The sequence below is a fragment of the Streptomyces sp. NPDC058257 genome (assembly GCF_042881845.1).
Taxonomy (GTDB): domain Bacteria; phylum Actinomycetota; class Actinomycetes; order Streptomycetales; family Streptomycetaceae; genus Streptomyces.
On the sequence record NZ_JBHVXJ010000030.1, the window covers coordinates 38,938 to 55,038 of the forward strand.

Genomic DNA, 16,101 nt, shown 5'->3' on the forward strand with positions numbered 1-16,101 from the left:
CCCTAGCTTCCGGACATCACCGGTTCGAGGAACAGCAGCAACCGAGAGGGGCAGCAGATGGCAGTGCGCAGAGCACGGATCGGCGCGGTGGGTCTGGTGGCGGCGGCCTTGACCGCCGCTTCGTTCACCTCACCCGCGGTGGCCGACAGCGGTGTGGGACATGCTCAGACACAGGCCGCCATGGACACCGCCGTGAAGGACGGGGTGCCCGGAGTCGCGGGGCAGGCCAAGGACGGGTACTCGGTCTGGACGGGCACTTCGGGTGTCGGGAACCTCAAGACGGGCGCGCCGCGCTCGGCATTCGACCGCTACCGCATCGGCAGCATGACCAAGACCTTCGTCGCCACCGTGCTGCTCCAGTTGCAGGGCGAGGGCAAGCTCGACCTCGACGACAAAGTCGACAAGTGGCTGCCCGGTGTGGTCCAGGGCAACGGCAACGACGGTCGCCGGACAACTGTGCGGCAACTGCTCAACCACACCAGCGGGATCCCCAGCTACACCGCCGACCCGGAGTTCCTGGAGAACGGCTTCACCGAGAAGTTCCTGGAGCACCGCTACGACACCTACACGCCTGCGCAGTTGGTAGGCATCGCCATGCGTTACAAGCCGCTCTTCGAGCCGGGCGCGGGCTGGAGCTACTCGAACACCAACTACACCCTGGCCGGAATGATCGTCGCGAAGGTCACGGGCCACCCCTACGAGGACGAGATCAAGCAGCGCATCATCCAGCCGCTCGGCCTGTACGCCACCTCCGTCCCCCGCACCGCCTCGTCGATGCCCGCGCCGAGTTCGCGTGCGTACTCCAAGCTCTCCCTGACGCCGCAGCCGACCGGCGCGGTCCACGACGTCACCGAACTCAATCCGTCGGCCGCCGGCTCGGCGGGCGCGATGATCTCCGAGTCCGGCGACCTGAACCGCTTCTACTCCGCCCTCCTCGGCGGCAAGCTGCTGCCCGCGGAGCAGCTCAAGGAGATGAAGACCACCGTCCCGGTCAGCGGCGCCGGCCTGATCACGGCCTATGGCTTGGGGCTGATGAAGTTCTCGCCGTCCTGCGGCGTCACGGTCTGGGGGCACGGAGGCAACATCCAGGGTTCGGCGTCCCAGGCCGTGACCACCGCGGACGGCAAGCACTCGCTGGCCTTCAACTTCAACGGTGACTGGGCGGGGAACAGCCAGGCGGTCATCGAGGCGGAGTACTGCCCGAAGTGAACAAGGGCCTTTGCGCATGAGCGGGGGCGGGCCCGGTACGGCTCCCGCCCCCGCTCATGCGCCTACCGCCGTCTACCACCGCGCCTCCGGGCGGCGCAGCAGGCGCAGTTGCAGCATCAGCGCGAAGCGGACGTCGGGGTCGGTGAGGTCGGTATCGGCGACCTCGGTGGCGCGGCGCAGGCGGTAGCGGAAGGTGTTCTGGTGGACGTACATCGCTTCGGCGGCGGCCGGGACGTCGCCGAAGGCGTTGAGCCAGGCCCTGAGTGTGTCGACCAGTTGGGAGTCGTGCCGCTTGTCGTAGGCGAGCAGCCGGGCCAGCGGTCCTGTCGGCGGATCGCCCCGCTCGGCGGCGAGGTCGGCGAGGTCGAGCAGGAGCGCCTCGACGTGGATGTCCGAGATGCGGGCGAGCTGTCGGAGGCCTCCGTTGGTGCGCAGGACGCGCAGTGCCCGGTCGGCTCCTTCGCGGGAGCGGGCCAGCGCGCCGGCGTCCCGGGCCGTGGGGCCGATGCCGATCAACGGGGTCAGCCGGTCGCCGATGCGCGTGAGGAAGTCGGAGCCGATGCGGGCCGCTCTCTCCTCCCCGTCCGCCTGGCCGTGCGGCACGGGGAGGATGCCGTAGGCGACATCGCCGATGAGCGCGGTGGCGGCGCGGGCGTGGATGGCGGAGAGGTGCATGGCGAAGGCGTCGGCCAGGCGCTGGCGTTCGGCCGTGTGCTGGGCGTGCAGGTCGCTCGAGCCGGTCGACTCGGGCGGGTCGGGCACGGCCAGGGCGAGGACGACACCCGCGTAGTCGGTCAGGCCGAGTCGGCCGAGGGCCTCGGCGGCGCCTGATCCGCCTTCCAGGGCGGTGGAGACCAGGTCGGCACGGAGGCGGCGCTCGACGTCGGCCCCGGCCCGCAGACGCAGCATGTGCAGGGCCACCAGTTTGGCCGCGTCGTGCAGCGCCTGGCCGCGCTGTGCGGTGAGCGGGGTGTGGACGACGGCCCAGATGGACCCGAGGACTTCGTCACCGGCGCGTACGGCGATCGCGGCGCGCGGGATGTGGAATCCGTCAGGTCCGGGTGGGGCGACATGGACCGGTTGGTCGCTGCGGTACAGGGACCGGAAGATCCCCCGGTCCTCGAGCAGGCGGGTGAAGCGTTCGGGCACCTGCCTGCCGAGGACGGTCTCCACGCGCGAGGGGTCGGCCTCGTCCTGGCGGCCGGAGAAGGCAAGGACGCGGGAGCTGCGGTCCTCGATGGTGACCGGGGCGTCGAGCAGTGCGGCCACCGCGTTGGCCACCGCGAACAGGTCGCCGGACGGGGTGCCGCCAAGGGACTGGGGACCCGCCTCGCCGACATCGCCGTCCGCGAGCAGCGAGCGCAGCAGTGCGGCGAGCTGGGCCCATGAGGCGCCGCGGGTCAGCGCGAGCAGCGCCACCCCGGATCTCCGTGCGGCCGTGGTGACCGCCTCGTCGGCCTGCGCGGGGGCGCGGACCACCAGCGCGGCCGCGCCCTCGTCGCCGAGGGCGGTGAGCAGCCGGGCGGTCTCGTCCGCCCCGTGGACGCCGATGCCGAGCACCAGCGCCTTCCGGGGCAGCACCGGGTCGTCCAGCGGGTCGTGGATGACCACACCGCCGATCCCGTCCACCGTGTCCGGGTCACCGCACACGAGGTCGAGCAGGGTGGTGCCGAGGTCTTCCAGGACGCGCCCGAGGCTGGCCCGCGGCTGTGTGTTCACCGTGCCTCGTACCCCCCGTCCCCCCAGTAGTCCTTGGGGCCGCTCTTCGTCGGCGTCGACGGGATTGTGCGGTGCTCTCGTCGGCTGCCACAAGGGGCCCGTCACAACGGGATCCACTCCGTGTCGACGGTGACCTCCTCAAGGGCGTCCGGGAGCGGTGCGACACCGAGTCCGGGGCCGTCGGGGACCGCGAGATGGCCATCGGCGAGCACGAACGGCTCGGTGATGTCGGTGCGGTAGAAACGGTCGGAGGCGGAGGTGTCGCCGGGCAGCGTGAAGCCCGGCAGCGCGGCCAGAGCGACGTTCGCGGCACGTCCGAGGCCGGTCTCCAGCATGCCGCCGCACCACACGGGCACGCCGTGCGCGGCGCACACGTCGTGGATACGGCGGGCCTCCAGATAGCCGCCGACCCGGCCGGGCTTGATGTTCACGATGCTGCACGCGCCGAGGGTGATCGCCGCCGCCGCGGACCGGGCGGAGGTGATCGACTCGTCCAGGCACACCGGTGTGGCGAGGGCCTTGGCGAGCTGCGCATGGCCGAGGAGGTCCTCCTCGTCCAGCGGCTGCTCGATCAGCAGCAGGTCGAACGGGTCGAGTCGGGCCAGGTGCCGGGCATCGGCGAGGGTGTAGGCCGTGTTGGCGTCGACCTGGAGCAGCAGGTCGTCGCCGAAGCGCTCGCGTACCGCACGTACCGGCGCGATGTCCCAGCCGGGCTCGATCTTGAGCTTGATGCGGCGATACCCCTCGTCGAGGTAGGCGCCCACCGCGTCGAGCAGCCGTGGCACCGACTCCATGATGCCCACGGACACCCCGCAGGGCACACGGTCGTGGACGGCGCCGAGCTCTCGCGCCAGCGGCACCCCCCGGGTGCGCAGTTCGGCGTCGAGAACGGCCATCTCCAGCGCGGCCTTCGCCATCCGGTGGCCCCTGAACGGGTCGAGGGCCGGGGCGACGCCGACCGCGTCGAGGCGTGGGTACCGGCCGAGGGCGGGGACCAGGAATCGGCGCAGCACGTCGGCGCAGGCGGCCGAGTACTCCGAGGAGTACAGCGGATCGACCATGGCCACGCACTCCCCCCAGCCCTCGGCGTCGGTGCCTACCGCGCGCAGGAGCAGCGCCGTGCGTTCCGTCTGTGTGCCGAACGAGGTGCGGAAGGGGGCCACCAACGGCAGCCGGACATGACGGAGTTCGACTCCGGTGAGCTTCACTGTGTGTCCTTGTCTACGAGCAGGTACGAGGCCTACGAGCAGGTACGAGGCCTACGAGGAGGAACGCGGATCTACGAGGAGGTACCAGCCGGCGCGGTCGAACCCCGTCACCCGCCATCCGTCGGCGAGGAGTCCGCCGAGGACGTCGCGCACGCCGGAGCGCCAGGCCGCCGCGGACTGCGGGTCGGTGCGGCGCAGTCGCTCGATGTCCTCGGGCACGGCGACCAGGGTCCGGGGCCCGATGACGGAGTACGCGTGCGGCCGGCCGTCGGCGGTGGCGCCCAGGGCGACGGTGGCACCGCCGGTCAGTTCGGCCGTCGCGTCGGTGGCCCGGTGGTGGCCGTCGCAGGCCGCGGCGACCTCGGGGGCGGCCAGCCGCCACTCCACCAGGAGGCGGTCGGTGTCGTCCGCGCCGTTGATGCCGTCGTTCATGCGGCCGTAGAAGTTGGGCAGGTACTGCGCCGCCTTTCCGGCCAGCTTGCCGATGTTGAAGTAGGCGTTGCGCCGCACCAGTGGATCGAACGTCCAGGACACCTGGGCCGCGCCCCGCTGCAGCGCCCAGGCGCGCTGGTGCGCCTTGAGGGCGAAGCCGACGCTGCGGCCGCGCATCCGGGCCGAGACACCGGCGATGTGGCTGTGCAGGGCGCCGTCGGGCGGCGGGCCGAAGAAGCCGATGCAGGCGCCGACCAGTTCGCCGCCTCCGCCGAGGGCGGCATCGAGGGGGCCTCCCTCTGCGTCGAAGGCTGCCGCGACGTAGCTGCCCGCCTTGTCCATCGCCCGCAGCAGCTCGGTGGTCGCGAGGGCGTTCTCGCCGCCCGGTTTCCAGATGCCTTCGAAGAGCCGGCAGGCCGCCTCCAGGTCCGGCAGGGCGCTGATCGGCCGCACGTGGCAACCGGCCGCGTGCGACGCGGCGTCGGCCGCCGTCAGTGCGTCCGCCGCGATCCGGTGGCCGGTGTGGGGCGCGAAGGGGGTGGCGGCGGACCTGTCCGTCATCGGGGGCTCCTGGCGTTCGCTGTCGTGTCACTCTCGCGTGCTGCCCGCGGGTGCTCGGCGAGCACGGCGCCGACGAGTGCCGTCAACAGGGCTGTGCGGCGCGGGAGTTCCGCGACGATCACGTGCTCGTCGGTAGCGTGTGCTCCGCCGCCCACGGCACCGAGTCCGTCCAGGGTCGGGATGCCGGCGCCCGCGGTGAAGTTGCCGTCCGACGCTCCCCCGACGGCGGCGGCCGTGAGCGGGCCGATGCCGAGCTCTTCGGCCAGTTGCCCGGCGCGGCGGTAGAGCGCCTCCGACGCCGCGTGCGGCAGGGGCGGGCGGTTGGGTCCGCCGGTCACCTCCAGCGTCGCGCCGTCGAGTACGGGGCGCAGCCCGTGCAGGGCGGTGTCCACGCGGGTCTGTTCCACGGCGTCGCGTACGCGGACGTCGACGGCGAACCGGCCGTGTGCGGGGACGGTGTTGGTGGTGGTTTTGGCGCTCAGCGCGGTCGGGGTGACGGTGGTGCCCGCGTCGGTGTCGGACAGCGCGGCGACCGCGAGTATCTGGTGGGCGGTCTCGATACCCGCGTTCACACCGCGGTGCGGTTCCAGGCCCGCGTGGGCGGCCCGGCCGGCGACGCGTATCTCGTACAGGGAGACTCCTTTGCGTTCGGTCTTCAGCGCGCCGCCGTCGGCGGACGCCTCAAGGACGAACGCCGCCGCGCAGCCTGCCGCCTCGGACTCGATCAGCTCCCGCGAGGAAGGCGAGCCGAGCTCCTCGTCGCCGGTGACCAACAGGGTCACCCCGTCGACGGCGTCCGGGCCGAGCGCGGCGAGGGCGTGGAAGGCCATGACGAGTCCGGCCTTCATGTCGAAGCAGCCGGGTCCGCGCAGGACGCCGTCCCGGACCGTGAACGGGTGGGTGTCCAGGGAGCCGACCGGCCACACCGTGTCGTGGTGGCCGAGCAGCAGGACGCGCCGGGGGCCGCTGCCCAGACGCCAGCGCAGATGCGTGCGGCCGTCCACGGTGATCAGGTCCGGCTCGGCGCCCAGGCGCGATGCGCCGAGCCTGGCGACCTCTTCGGCGCTGCGGGCCACGGCGGTGAGGTCTGCCGACGGCGACTCGGTGCGTACCAGGCGCCCGATGTCGTCGGTCATCGCGGGCAGTGTGTCCTCGAACTGAGCGACGCGGGTGGGGTCGTGAGGCATCTGCGTGCCGTGTGGTTGCTTCACGTCAGGACACCTTCGGGGTCGCGCGGACGCCGAAGTGCACATACGGCTCACCGGTCGGGAGCGCGTAGAACGTCACGGGGATCCAAGACGGGCTGCCGGGCAGCCGTACGACGAAGAGGTCGTCCGACACGGGCACCAGGTCGCCCTCCTGCACCGTCTCGGGCACCATGTCGGCGAGCGGCCCCGTCACCGTCTGACGCATCCGTGGCCCGTCGGCGCCCTGAAAGATCTCGATGCGCGCGCCTGCCCTTTCGTACCGGCCCAGATGGCGATCGGCTTCCACCGCCACCGGCTCGGCCGGGGGCCCCAGCGGCTCGGGCATGGTGACCCCGGCGAGGTCGGCGAAGATCTCGCGGAACAGTTCCAGGTACAGGTCGTGGCTGCTCCCCCCGTTGGTGAGGAGGGTGACGGCGAGATCCTGCTCGGGCAGCAGACGCAGGAACGCCGACTGACCGATGGTGTTTCCGTCGTGTCCGACGAGCTGGTGGCCGCCCCAGCCGAAGCGGATCCAGCCAAGCCCCCAGGAGTCCCCGAGCGTGTGCGCGTCCGGCAGGTCGACCTGCTTCTCGGTCATCGCGGACGCCGCCTGCCCTGACAGGAGTCGGGTGTCGTCGGCGGTGCGGCCACCGGCGAGGTGCATACGGGCGAAGGCGAGGACGTCGGCGGCCGTCGCGGTGATGAGGCCGGCCGGTCCTGCCGAGCGGGGCACACCCCATACAGGGGCCGGCCGTGGGTCCTCATCACCCTGGGAGGCGTGTCCCATCGCGGTGCGGAAGCGCAGCGCCTCCTCCGGCAGCGTGACGGTGTGCGCGAGGCCCAGGGGGGCGCACAGCCGCTCCTTGAGGGCGTTGTCCCAGCTCATGCCGGTGAGCTTCTCGATGACCCGCCCCGCGAGTACGAAGCCCGAGTTGCAGTACGAGAACGTCGCACCCAGCGGGTGGATCTGCGCCGCCGTGCCCAACTGGTCCACGAAGCGCTCGACGCAGTCGTCTCCGCGGCCGGTGTCGGTGAAGATGTCGCCGTCGATGCCGCTGGTGTGCGTGAGCAGATGCCGTACGGTCACCTGCTTCGCCGTCCGCGGGTCGGAAAGGCGAAGCTCCGGGAGGACATCGGACACGAGCGTGTCGAGGTCGAGCTTCCCCTCGTCGACCAGCTGCATGATCATGGTGGCGGTCCACACTTTGGTGATGGAGCCGATCTGGAAGAGCGAGTCCTCGGTGGCGCTCACACCGGTGTCCTTGTTGAGCACGCCGAAGGCGGCCACGGCCATGTCGTCGCCGCGAGCGATGCCAAGGACCGCGCCCGGCACCCGGTGCCGGGCCGCCAGCTCGCCGAGCCTGCGTTCCCAGTACGCGACGTCCAGCGGGGCACGGGCGGGACGCCCGGCCCCACCGGCATGGCGCTCCACCCAGTCGACGACGCGACGGGCGAGGTCGGCCCGGTGCGAGGGCGGCCCCTCGAGCAGGAACAAGTGCGCGCCGCCCGGGTAGAGCACGAGGCGGGTGGGCACGCCCCGCACCCGCAGAGCGGTGAACCACTGCTCGGCCTGCCCGACCGGGCAGCGCTCGTCGGCCGCGCCGTGCAGCACCAGCGTCGGGGTGCGGACATGCTCCACCCGTGAATACGGGGAGAGTTCGGCGTACAGCTCGCGGTGCTGCCACGGCGTGCCGCCCAGCTCGGCCGCGGCAAGTGGGAACGCCTCGTCGCTGGTACCGCACATGCTGGTCAGATCGCTGACCACGCCGCCGGCGACGGCGGCGGCGAAGCGGTTGTCACGACTGGTCAGGTAGCAGGTCATGAAGCCGCCGTAGCTGTAGCCGGCCACGGCAAGGCGCTCCGGGTCGGCGATCCGTTCGGCGACCAGGGTGTCCAGCGGTTCGAGGAAGTCCGGGGCGTCCGCCCTGCCCCACGCGCCGCGTACCGCGGTGAAGAACTCCTCGCCATAGCCGTCGCTGCCACGGGGGTTGAGCAGGAGCACCGACCAGCCGCGTGCCGCAAGGACCTGGTGGTACAGGTGGAAGGGGTCGGCCGCGCCGTTCCAGGCGTTGTGCGGGCCGCCGTGGATGTCGAGCAGCAGCGGCGCGGGGCCGGTGGCGGCCGGGTCGCGCAGCAGCCACCCGTGCACCGTGGTGCCGTCGGAGATGGTGAACTCCCGCTCCCGCGGCTCGAAGAACTCCATCTCCCCCAGGCCCGCCCCGTGCCGGGTGAGCACCTGCTCGCGGCCGGTCGATATCTCGACGGTCGATATCTCTCCGTACGAGGTGGAAGTCGCCACGACGAAGGCGGCGGTGTCACCGACGGTGGACATGCCCGAGACGACGCGGCCCGCGCCGCCCACGAGCGGGCGGGGTTCGCTGCCGTCGGCGTTCATCGCGTACAGATGGGTGCAGCCGCGCTCGCGCAGGCAGAACAGCACGAGGCGGCCGTCTGCGGCCGGTCGGGGCAGCGCGCCCGGGTAGCCGGGGCCGCCGGGCATCACGTTGCGGTCGAGTCCGGCGGTGAGGTCGACCGGTTCGCCGCCGTGCGCCGGGACGCGCAGCACGCTCGCGTGGCCGAGTGCGGTGTCCATCCGGCCCACGACAAGGAGCGCGTCGCCGTCGGCGGTCCAGTTGACGGCGTGCGCGACGCCCTCGCCGGAGCCGGTCAACCGCGGCTCGGCTCCAGAGACCACGCAGTCCACGACGTACGCCGCGGAGCGGAGCGTCAGGTCGGCGTCGGCGCCGCGTGCCGCACAGAAGGCGAGACTGCGGCCGTCCGGCGACCAGGCCGGGCTTCCCGCGTGCCAGTCGCCGTGGGTGACCTGCCGGACCTCACGGCTTTCGAGATCCAGGACGTGCAGATGGCTGCGGACCGTGCCGAAGAGGCCATGTCCGTCGGTCTTGTAGTCGAGCCGGTCTGCCACGACAGGGGCCGCTGTCGCCCCGGAGGCCGGAGTGCTGTCGACCGGCGCCGGGAAGGCGATCGCCGTGCCGTCCGGGCTCCACACCGGCGCCCCCGCACCCGCCGGAAGGTTCGTGACCGGCTCGGGCTCGCCACCGTCCGCGGGCAGCAGCCACAGCTGCGACGGGCTGTCGCCGCCGCGCAGGTACGCGATCCACCGGCCGTCGGGGGACCACGCGGGCGCGGTGTCCGCGGGGCCCCGGGTGAGCCGTCGCGCGGCTCCGCCTCCGGTCGGCACCGTCCACAACCCGCGTTCCTCGCGGTCGTGTTCGCGGTCGGCGGTGCGCAACACGTAGACGACGCGCGTGCCGTCCGGTGACAGCGCCGGCTGCTCCGGCAGTGCGATGGCGTAGAGGTCGTCGATGGCCAGACGTCGCGTCACGGTGTGCTGTCTCCTCGATGACGGGGTGAATGGGGGGTGGTGTACGAGTGTCACGCGGCGCCTTCCGTATGCGGCCGTCTCGTGAGGGCCGGGTCGGCGGTCGTCGCGAAGTGGCAGGCGGCCTGGTGGGGCCGTGCGGCGGCGTCCTTGGCCGGATCCTCGGTACGGCACAGGTCCCGCCCGGCGTGGAGCCGGGGGCCCGCGGGGCAGCGGGGGTGGTAGTGGCAGCCGGGTGGCGGGTGGTGCGGGTCGGCGGGCTCGGTGGCCGCGAGGGCGTCGTCGACGGGTTCCGCGCCGGGCCCCGACGCCGATGTCCGGCTCGGTACGGCGGCGAGCAGGTCGCGGGTGTACGGGTGGCGCGGGTCGGCGAGGACCTGCTCGGTGGGCCCGGCCTCGACGATCCTGCCGAGATACATCACGGCGACATGGTCACTGAGGTAGCGCACCACGGCCAGGTTGTGCGAGATGAACAGCATGGTCAGGTTCATCTGCCGCTGCACGTCGCGGACCAGGTTGAGCACGGCGCCCTGGACGGATACGTCGAGGGCCGAGGTGATCTCATCCGCGATGACGACCTGCGGCTGTCCCGCAAGCGCACGGGCGACCGCCACGCGCTGCCGCTGGCCGCCGGAGAGCTGTCCGGGCAGCATCGAGGCCCGGTCCGGATCGAGGTTGACCTGCTCCAACAGGCGGGTCACCGCGGCCCGCCGAGCCGCCGAGCCGCGCCCTCGTCCACGTGGCAGGGCCTCGGCGACGGAGTCGCCGATACTCATCCGCGGGTCGAGGGAGGAGTACGGGTCCTGGAAGATCATCTGCAGCGGTCGGCGCCGGCCGCGCAGCCGGCGTACATCGGTTCCGTCGAGGAGGACGCGGCCTGTGGTGAGCGGGGCGAGGCCGACCGCCGCGCGGGCCAGCGTCGACTTTCCCGAGCCCGACTCCCCCACCAGGCCGACCACTTGGCCGGACGGCACGGTCAGGTGCGCGCCGTCCACCGCGGTCAGGGCGTGGCGGCGGGTGCCGTAGCGCACGCTCACCCCGTCGAAGACGAGCTCGCTCATGCCGTCCCTCCTCCTGTCGTGGTCTCTTCGGCTCCGGCTCCGGCTCCGGCTTCGGCTCCGGCTTCGATTCCGGCTTCGATTCCGACCAGTTCGGTCGCGTCCTGGCTGGGGTGCCAGCAGGCGATCCGGTGCCCGACCGTGTGCGTGACCGGCTCGGGGTCCTCGCGGCGGCAGTGGTCGTCCGCGGAGGGGCAGCGCGGGGCGAACGCGCACCCTCGCGGTATCCGGTCCGGCTCCGGCGGGCGGCCTGGAATCACGGCCAGGGGGCGGTCCCGGTCGGTGTCGAGGTCCGGTACGGCGGCGAGGAGCGCCCGGGTGTAGGGGTGCCGGGCCGCGGTGAACAGGTCGGCCGCGGGCAGGTCTTCGACGATGCGGCCCGCGTACATGACGAGCACTCGGTCGCAGGTGCGGGCGATGACCGTGATGTCATGGCTGATGAGCAGGATGGCGGTGGCCCGCTCGTCCCGGACCTCGGTGAGCAGGCGCAGCACCTGCCGCTGCACGGTGACGTCGAGGGCGGTGGTCGGCTCGTCCGCGATGATCAGCCTGGGGTCGCCCATAAGACCCATGCCGATCATCGCGCGCTGTCGCATACCGCCGGAGAACTCGTGCGGATACTGGCGCGCGCGTCGCTCGGGCGCCGGCACGCGCACGGCGCGCAGCCGGTCCACGGCCCGTGCGAACGCGGCGCTCCGGGAGAGGTGTTGATGGTGTTCGGCGACCTCGGCGAGCTGCCGCCCCATGCTCGTGACCGGATTGAACGAGGACATCGGGTCCTGGAAGACCATCGCGAGGGAGGTACCGAGCAGACGGCGCAGCTCACGCTCGTCGCTGTCGAGCAGTGGCGTGCCGGTGAACTCGAGTCGCCGGGCGGTGACCTGGGCCGGGTGCTCGACGAGCCGGGACACGGCCATCGCGGTCAGGCTCTTGCCCGACCCGGACTCGCCCACCACGCCGACGGCCTCGCCCGGGTGCACGGCGAAGCTGACACCTCGCACCGGGGTGGTCCACCCCGCAGGCCCCGGGAAGGCGACCTGAAGGTTCTCCACCGCGAGCACCGGCCGCTCGTCGGTGTCCGGCCGGTGCGCGGCCGTGCCCGCTGCGGTGTCCTGGGCGGGTGGTGGGAGCGGACGGGCGCCGACGGCCTGCCGGGAGAGCGTACGTACGCCGAGGGCGGCTGCCGCCGCCTCGCCGAAGAGGTTGAACGCAAGGCCGGTGACGACGACCGCCACGCACGGTGCGAGCGCGGGCGCCGGGGTGAGGTTGATCCGTCCGAGGCCCTCGCCGAGGAGCCGGCCCCAGTCGTACTCCGGTGCCTGTACGCCAAGTCCAAGGAACGAGAGCCCGGAGAAGGCGAGGAGCGAGGCGCCCGCGCCGATGGTGGCGTTGACGGCAAGGGGCTCGGCGATATTGGGCAGGATATGGCGCACCAGGAGCCGCATCCTGCCCACGCCGACGGTCCGGGCAGCGGCCACGAAGTCCCGGCCCGCGACCGACGCGCTCAACGTCTGGGTGAGCCGGGCGAAGGCGGGGGCCATCGCCAGACCGATCGCGAGGACCGCGCCGGTGGCGCCCACCCCGAAGATGACCGCGAAGAAGAGAGCGAGCAGCAGACCGGGGAAGGCCACGGCGATGTTCACCACGGAGGTCACGAACCGCCCCGCCCCGCGCGGCAGCACGGAGGGCAGCGCCCCCAGAACCAGTCCCAGGGCCACGCCCAACAGGGTGGCGGTCACCGCGAGCAGCAGCGAGAGCCGGGTGGCGACAAGGACGCGGTAGAAGATGTCGCGGCCCAGGTTGTCCGTGCCCAGCAGATGCGCGTCGGAGGGCCCTTGCTGGATCGCGGCCGTGTCCACCACGGACGCCCTGTCCCCCCACAGGAGCGGGGCGAGCACCGCCAGGACGACCACCGCGAGCAGCAGAAGACCGGCGCATGCGCCGACGGGGGTGCGGGCGACCGACGACCATCGGGAGCGTGCCGCGGACATCAGGCCTCCCCGATCGCGGAGCGCGGGTCGAGCAGGGCGAGCGCCACATCGACGAGCAGGTTCACCACAAGGACTCCGGCCCCGTAGACGAGCACGATGCCCTGCACGACCGGATAGTCCTTCTGCACGATGGACTGCACGATCGTCGAGCCGAGGCCGGGCCAGGCGAACACGTTCTCCACCAGGACCGTCCCCGCGACGAGCGCCGAGAGCAGCAGACCGCCGAGGGTGAGCGTGGCGGTCAGGGCGTTGGGCAGCGCGTGGCGCACATATACGCGGCGCGGCGGCAGCCGCTTGGCGCGCGCGGTGCGCACATAGTCGTGGCCAAGGACCGACAGCATCTCCACCCGGCCGATCCGGGCGAGCACCGAGGCGGGGCCGATGGACAGGGCGAGGACCGGCAGCACGTACGAGCTCGGTCCCTCGCGGCCCGCGACGGGGAACCAGTCGAGGCGCACCGCGAACACGTAGGCCAGCACGACCGCGAGCAGGAACTCCGGTACCGCGGCGAGCAGCACGCTGACGGAGGTGAAGGCAAGTTCGGCGCCGCGGCGGCGCCCGCCCCGGGTCACGGCGGCCATCGCCGTGCCCAGCGGGACGGCCACCGCGAGGGCAAGTACGAATGCGAGTGCGGCCAGTTGCACGGTCGCGGGCAGTCGGTCGCCGATCGTCTGCGTCACGGGCTGGCCGCTGATGGTGGAACTGCCCAGATCGCCGGTGAAGAGGCCTCCCAGGAAGTGGAGGTACTGCTGCCACAGCGGGTCGTCGAGACCCAGTTCCGCGCGCTTCGCCGCCACCAGGTCCGGCGAAGCGGTCATGCCCAGAGCGGCGCGCACCGGGTCACCGGGGATGAGGTGGATCATCAGGAACGCCGCTGTGACGAGCACCCACAGCGACACCACAAGGCGGGCCGAGCGGCGCCGGCCGAACAGCAGCCAGCGGTTGCTCCGCCGGTCGGGGGCAGCCGACGCCGGCGGCGCATCGGCGCCCGCCGTCGCGGTTGTCGCGGTCGTCATCGAACCGTCCCCCTAGTTCGCGTACATACGGATCGAGGACGGGACGATCGCGCCCTGGTTGACCTTGAAGCGCGCTGCCTTGCCGAAGACCGGGGTGAGGGAGTTGTAGTACGGCACCGCGTTGAGGTGCTTGATCAGCGCCTTCTCGGCCTGCTGCCACTGCGGGCAGCCGGCGGCCCCGACCTTGGCCGAAGCCTTCTGTACGAGGTCCTGGTACTCGGGGTTGTCGATTCCGGCGAAGTTCACACCCTTGGGCGGCGTGGGCCCGGACATGAACGGGACGAGCTGGGTGGGCACCCCGAGGGAGATCGGGCCCATGGAGACGTCCCAGTTGCCGGAGCCGAAGAGCGTGCTGTTCAGTCCGGGGCTGTCCGCCGGCTTCATCTTGACCTCGGCCCCGAGGCTCTTCCACTCCTTCTGGATCAGCTCGGCGCCCGCGGCCATGGTGGGCCCGTTCTGGGTGCCGTACATCAGGCTCATGGTGAGCTTCTTGCCGTTCTTGGTACGGATTCCACCGGCGCCCGGTTCCCAACCTGCCGCGCTCAGGGCCGACTTGGCCGCGGCGAGGTCGTGCCGCGGGAGATTGCCGGTGACCGAGTCACCGGTACAGGCTCGCGGCTCGTCGGTGACCATGCCCTGGGACGGTTTTCCGGTGCCGTTGGTGATCACTTTGCCCACATCGGGCAGGTTCAGTGCCTGGACCAGTGCCCGGCGCACCTTCTCGTCGGCTCCGGGGCGGGCCCCGCTCTGGTTGAAGTACAGCTCGCCCAACGGCGCTTGCACGTCGGCGTGGAACAGCTTCTGCGCGGCAAGGCGCTTCTGCTCGGGGCCGGACATCGGCGCGGCGTTGAGCTCGCCGGAAAGGAGCAGGTTCGCGGCCGTGCTCTCGTTGGGGATCACCCTGATCTTCACGGTGTCGGGCAGCCCTTTGGCCCCCTGCCCGGACGAACCCGGGCCCCAGGTGTAGTCCTTGCGCCGGGTGAGGGTGTAGTGGTCGCCCGTGACGGCCTCGGTCATGGTGAACATGCCGGTGCCGCTGCCCTTGCCTCCCTTGGCCAGTGCCGTGCGGTCCTGCAGACCCTTGCCGCAGGCGATCGGCACGGAACCGGCGTTGCGCAGCAGGAACGCGTCGGGGGCGCCGCTGGTGAGGGTGACGGTGCGCTTCTTGTCGTCGGCCTTCGCCGTGGTGCCGGGCTGGATCTGCACACCGGCCAGTGGCGACTTGTTCTTCGGGTCACCGATGTAGTCGATGTTCGCGGCCACGTCGCTCGCGGTCAGCGTCGAGCCGTCGGAGCACTTGACGTCGGGGCGCAGCGTGAAGGTCGCCGTCTTCGTCGTCGCTTGCCACTTCCGTGCCAGGCCGGCTTCGGGCTCACCCTTGGCGTCGAGGTGGATCAACGGGTCGTACAGGTAGCGGTTGACGCCGATGGCGATCGACATCACCGTCTTCGCCGGGTCGAGGGCGCCGGGGTCGGAGGCGTAGGCCGTGGTGAACGTCTTGCCGTCCGCCAACTCGCCTTTCCCCGCGGCGCCCGAGCCGGATCCGCCTCCGCAGCCACTGACCAGGAGCGCGGCGACCGCCACCAGCGGCAGGACACGTACCGCGGGCGTTACGGGCGGACGGTTGAGCTCATCCCACATGGACATGCGGATCCCCACCTCCGAGGCATCGAACCGGTGATGTCCGAAAGGTAGGGCGGGGACACGGACAACACTTCGTCGCCTACGACAAGGCGGAGCGGCCTGATCTATCGGCGCCGACAGTCGGGGCCCGAGCTACTGGGAGCTATTGGGGGCTGCTGGGGGCTGCTGGGTGGGTATCGGCGCGGATATCGGTGAAGCGGTACGCGCATGCGGCTTCATGGCGCGCTGTCAGGCCATGGGGCCCGGTGTCCGCGGCATGAGATGGCGTTGCCGGTGCGACCGATCCGTGGAAGCATCCGCGCCATGCTGCGCCGGCTCATTATCAGCTGCGGCGTGCCGGCACCGAGGTGACCTGGAGGCAACCCCTCCCAGGCGGCTCACCGCCCGCACGCAGACCTCTCGCATTCCGCGAGGGGTCTTTTTGCTTTCGCCATCCGTGCAACGCGCAAAGACAAGGAACACCCGCGATGACTCCTGATGAGTCCCACGCCCTCACCACGCTGACGGTGACGCTCCACGACAGCCGCGAGGCGCTCGGCCGGATCGTCTCCGCCCTGCGCCCGGTGCCGGTGCGGGAGCTGACCTATGCGGTCCGCGCCCCCGCCCGGGCCACCGCCGAGGTGGTGGTGTCCTCGGCCGATGCCGCCCGGGCGCGCAGGCGCCTCCATCGGGTGGTGGCCGTCCTCACCGTGATCGAGTCGGGCACCAGTCCTGTTGGGGTGAGCTGACCTGT

General features: G+C 71.8%; 11 protein-coding genes. 2 read left to right on the forward strand and 9 right to left on the reverse strand.

The features are described from left to right. Positions 1 to 57 precede the first annotated feature (57 nt). Entirely contained in the window at positions 58 to 1,209 is a 1,152-nt protein-coding gene (locus ACFVXC_RS39845; RefSeq protein ID WP_389916263.1) for a serine hydrolase domain-containing protein, read from the forward strand. Positions 1,210 to 1,281: 72 nt separating this feature from the next. Here ACFVXC_RS39845 and ACFVXC_RS39850 read toward each other — a convergent pair whose 3' ends face one another. The 9 genes from ACFVXC_RS39850 to ACFVXC_RS39890 all read right to left on the reverse strand — a co-directional run bounded on the left by ACFVXC_RS39850 (position 1,282) and on the right by ACFVXC_RS39890 (position 15,371). Further along, complete coding sequence (locus tag ACFVXC_RS39850; RefSeq protein WP_389916265.1) at positions 1,282 to 2,928, reverse strand: PucR family transcriptional regulator; 1,647 nt, start codon at positions 2,926 to 2,928, stop codon at positions 1,282 to 1,284. Positions 2,929 to 3,029: 101 nt separating this feature from the next. Continuing rightward, positions 3,030 to 4,136, reverse strand: coding sequence for an o-succinylbenzoate synthase (gene menC, locus ACFVXC_RS39855; protein WP_389916267.1), 1,107 nt, complete (start codon positions 4,134 to 4,136; stop codon positions 3,030 to 3,032). Positions 4,137 to 4,187: 51 nt separating this feature from the next. After that, a complete protein-coding gene (locus tag ACFVXC_RS39860; RefSeq protein WP_389916269.1) occupies positions 4,188 to 5,129 on the reverse strand; it encodes a GNAT family N-acetyltransferase in 942 nt (313 codons plus the stop codon). After that, positions 5,126 to 6,265, reverse strand: coding sequence for a M20 family metallopeptidase (locus tag ACFVXC_RS39865; protein WP_389916335.1), 1,140 nt, complete (start codon positions 6,263 to 6,265; stop codon positions 5,126 to 5,128). Before ACFVXC_RS39865 ends, ACFVXC_RS39860 begins: the two co-directional genes overlap by 4 nt. A 76-nt stretch (positions 6,266 to 6,341) precedes the next feature. Continuing rightward, positions 6,342 to 9,662 carry a serine hydrolase gene (locus ACFVXC_RS39870; protein ID WP_389916271.1) on the reverse strand — a complete coding sequence of 1,107 codons (3,321 nt, stop codon included), beginning with the start codon at positions 9,660 to 9,662 and terminating at the stop codon, positions 6,342 to 6,344. 50 nt (positions 9,663 to 9,712) lie between these two features. Then, a complete protein-coding gene (locus ACFVXC_RS39875; RefSeq protein ID WP_389916272.1) occupies positions 9,713 to 10,720 on the reverse strand; it encodes an ABC transporter ATP-binding protein in 1,008 nt (335 codons plus the stop codon). Then, entirely contained in the window at positions 10,717 to 12,708 is a 1,992-nt protein-coding gene (locus tag ACFVXC_RS39880) for a dipeptide/oligopeptide/nickel ABC transporter permease/ATP-binding protein (RefSeq protein ID WP_389916274.1), read from the reverse strand. Before ACFVXC_RS39880 ends, ACFVXC_RS39875 begins: the two co-directional genes overlap by 4 nt. Next, positions 12,708 to 13,724 carry an ABC transporter permease gene (locus ACFVXC_RS39885; RefSeq protein WP_389916276.1) on the reverse strand — a complete coding sequence of 339 codons (1,017 nt, stop codon included), beginning with the start codon at positions 13,722 to 13,724 and terminating at the stop codon, positions 12,708 to 12,710. The genes ACFVXC_RS39880 and ACFVXC_RS39885 overlap by 1 nt, the downstream gene beginning before the upstream one ends. Positions 13,725 to 13,736: 12 nt before the next feature. Further along, positions 13,737 to 15,371 (reverse strand): ABC transporter substrate-binding protein, encoded by a 1,635-nt coding sequence (locus ACFVXC_RS39890; protein ID WP_389916278.1) that lies wholly within the window; start codon positions 15,369 to 15,371, stop codon positions 13,737 to 13,739. 464 nt (positions 15,372 to 15,835) lie between these two features. On the opposite strand from ACFVXC_RS39890, the gene ACFVXC_RS39895 reads away from it, so the two are divergent. After that, complete coding sequence (locus ACFVXC_RS39895) at positions 15,836 to 16,096, forward strand: hypothetical protein (RefSeq protein ID WP_389916280.1); 261 nt, start codon at positions 15,836 to 15,838, stop codon at positions 16,094 to 16,096. The last annotated feature ends 5 nt before the right edge of the window (positions 16,097 to 16,101 follow it).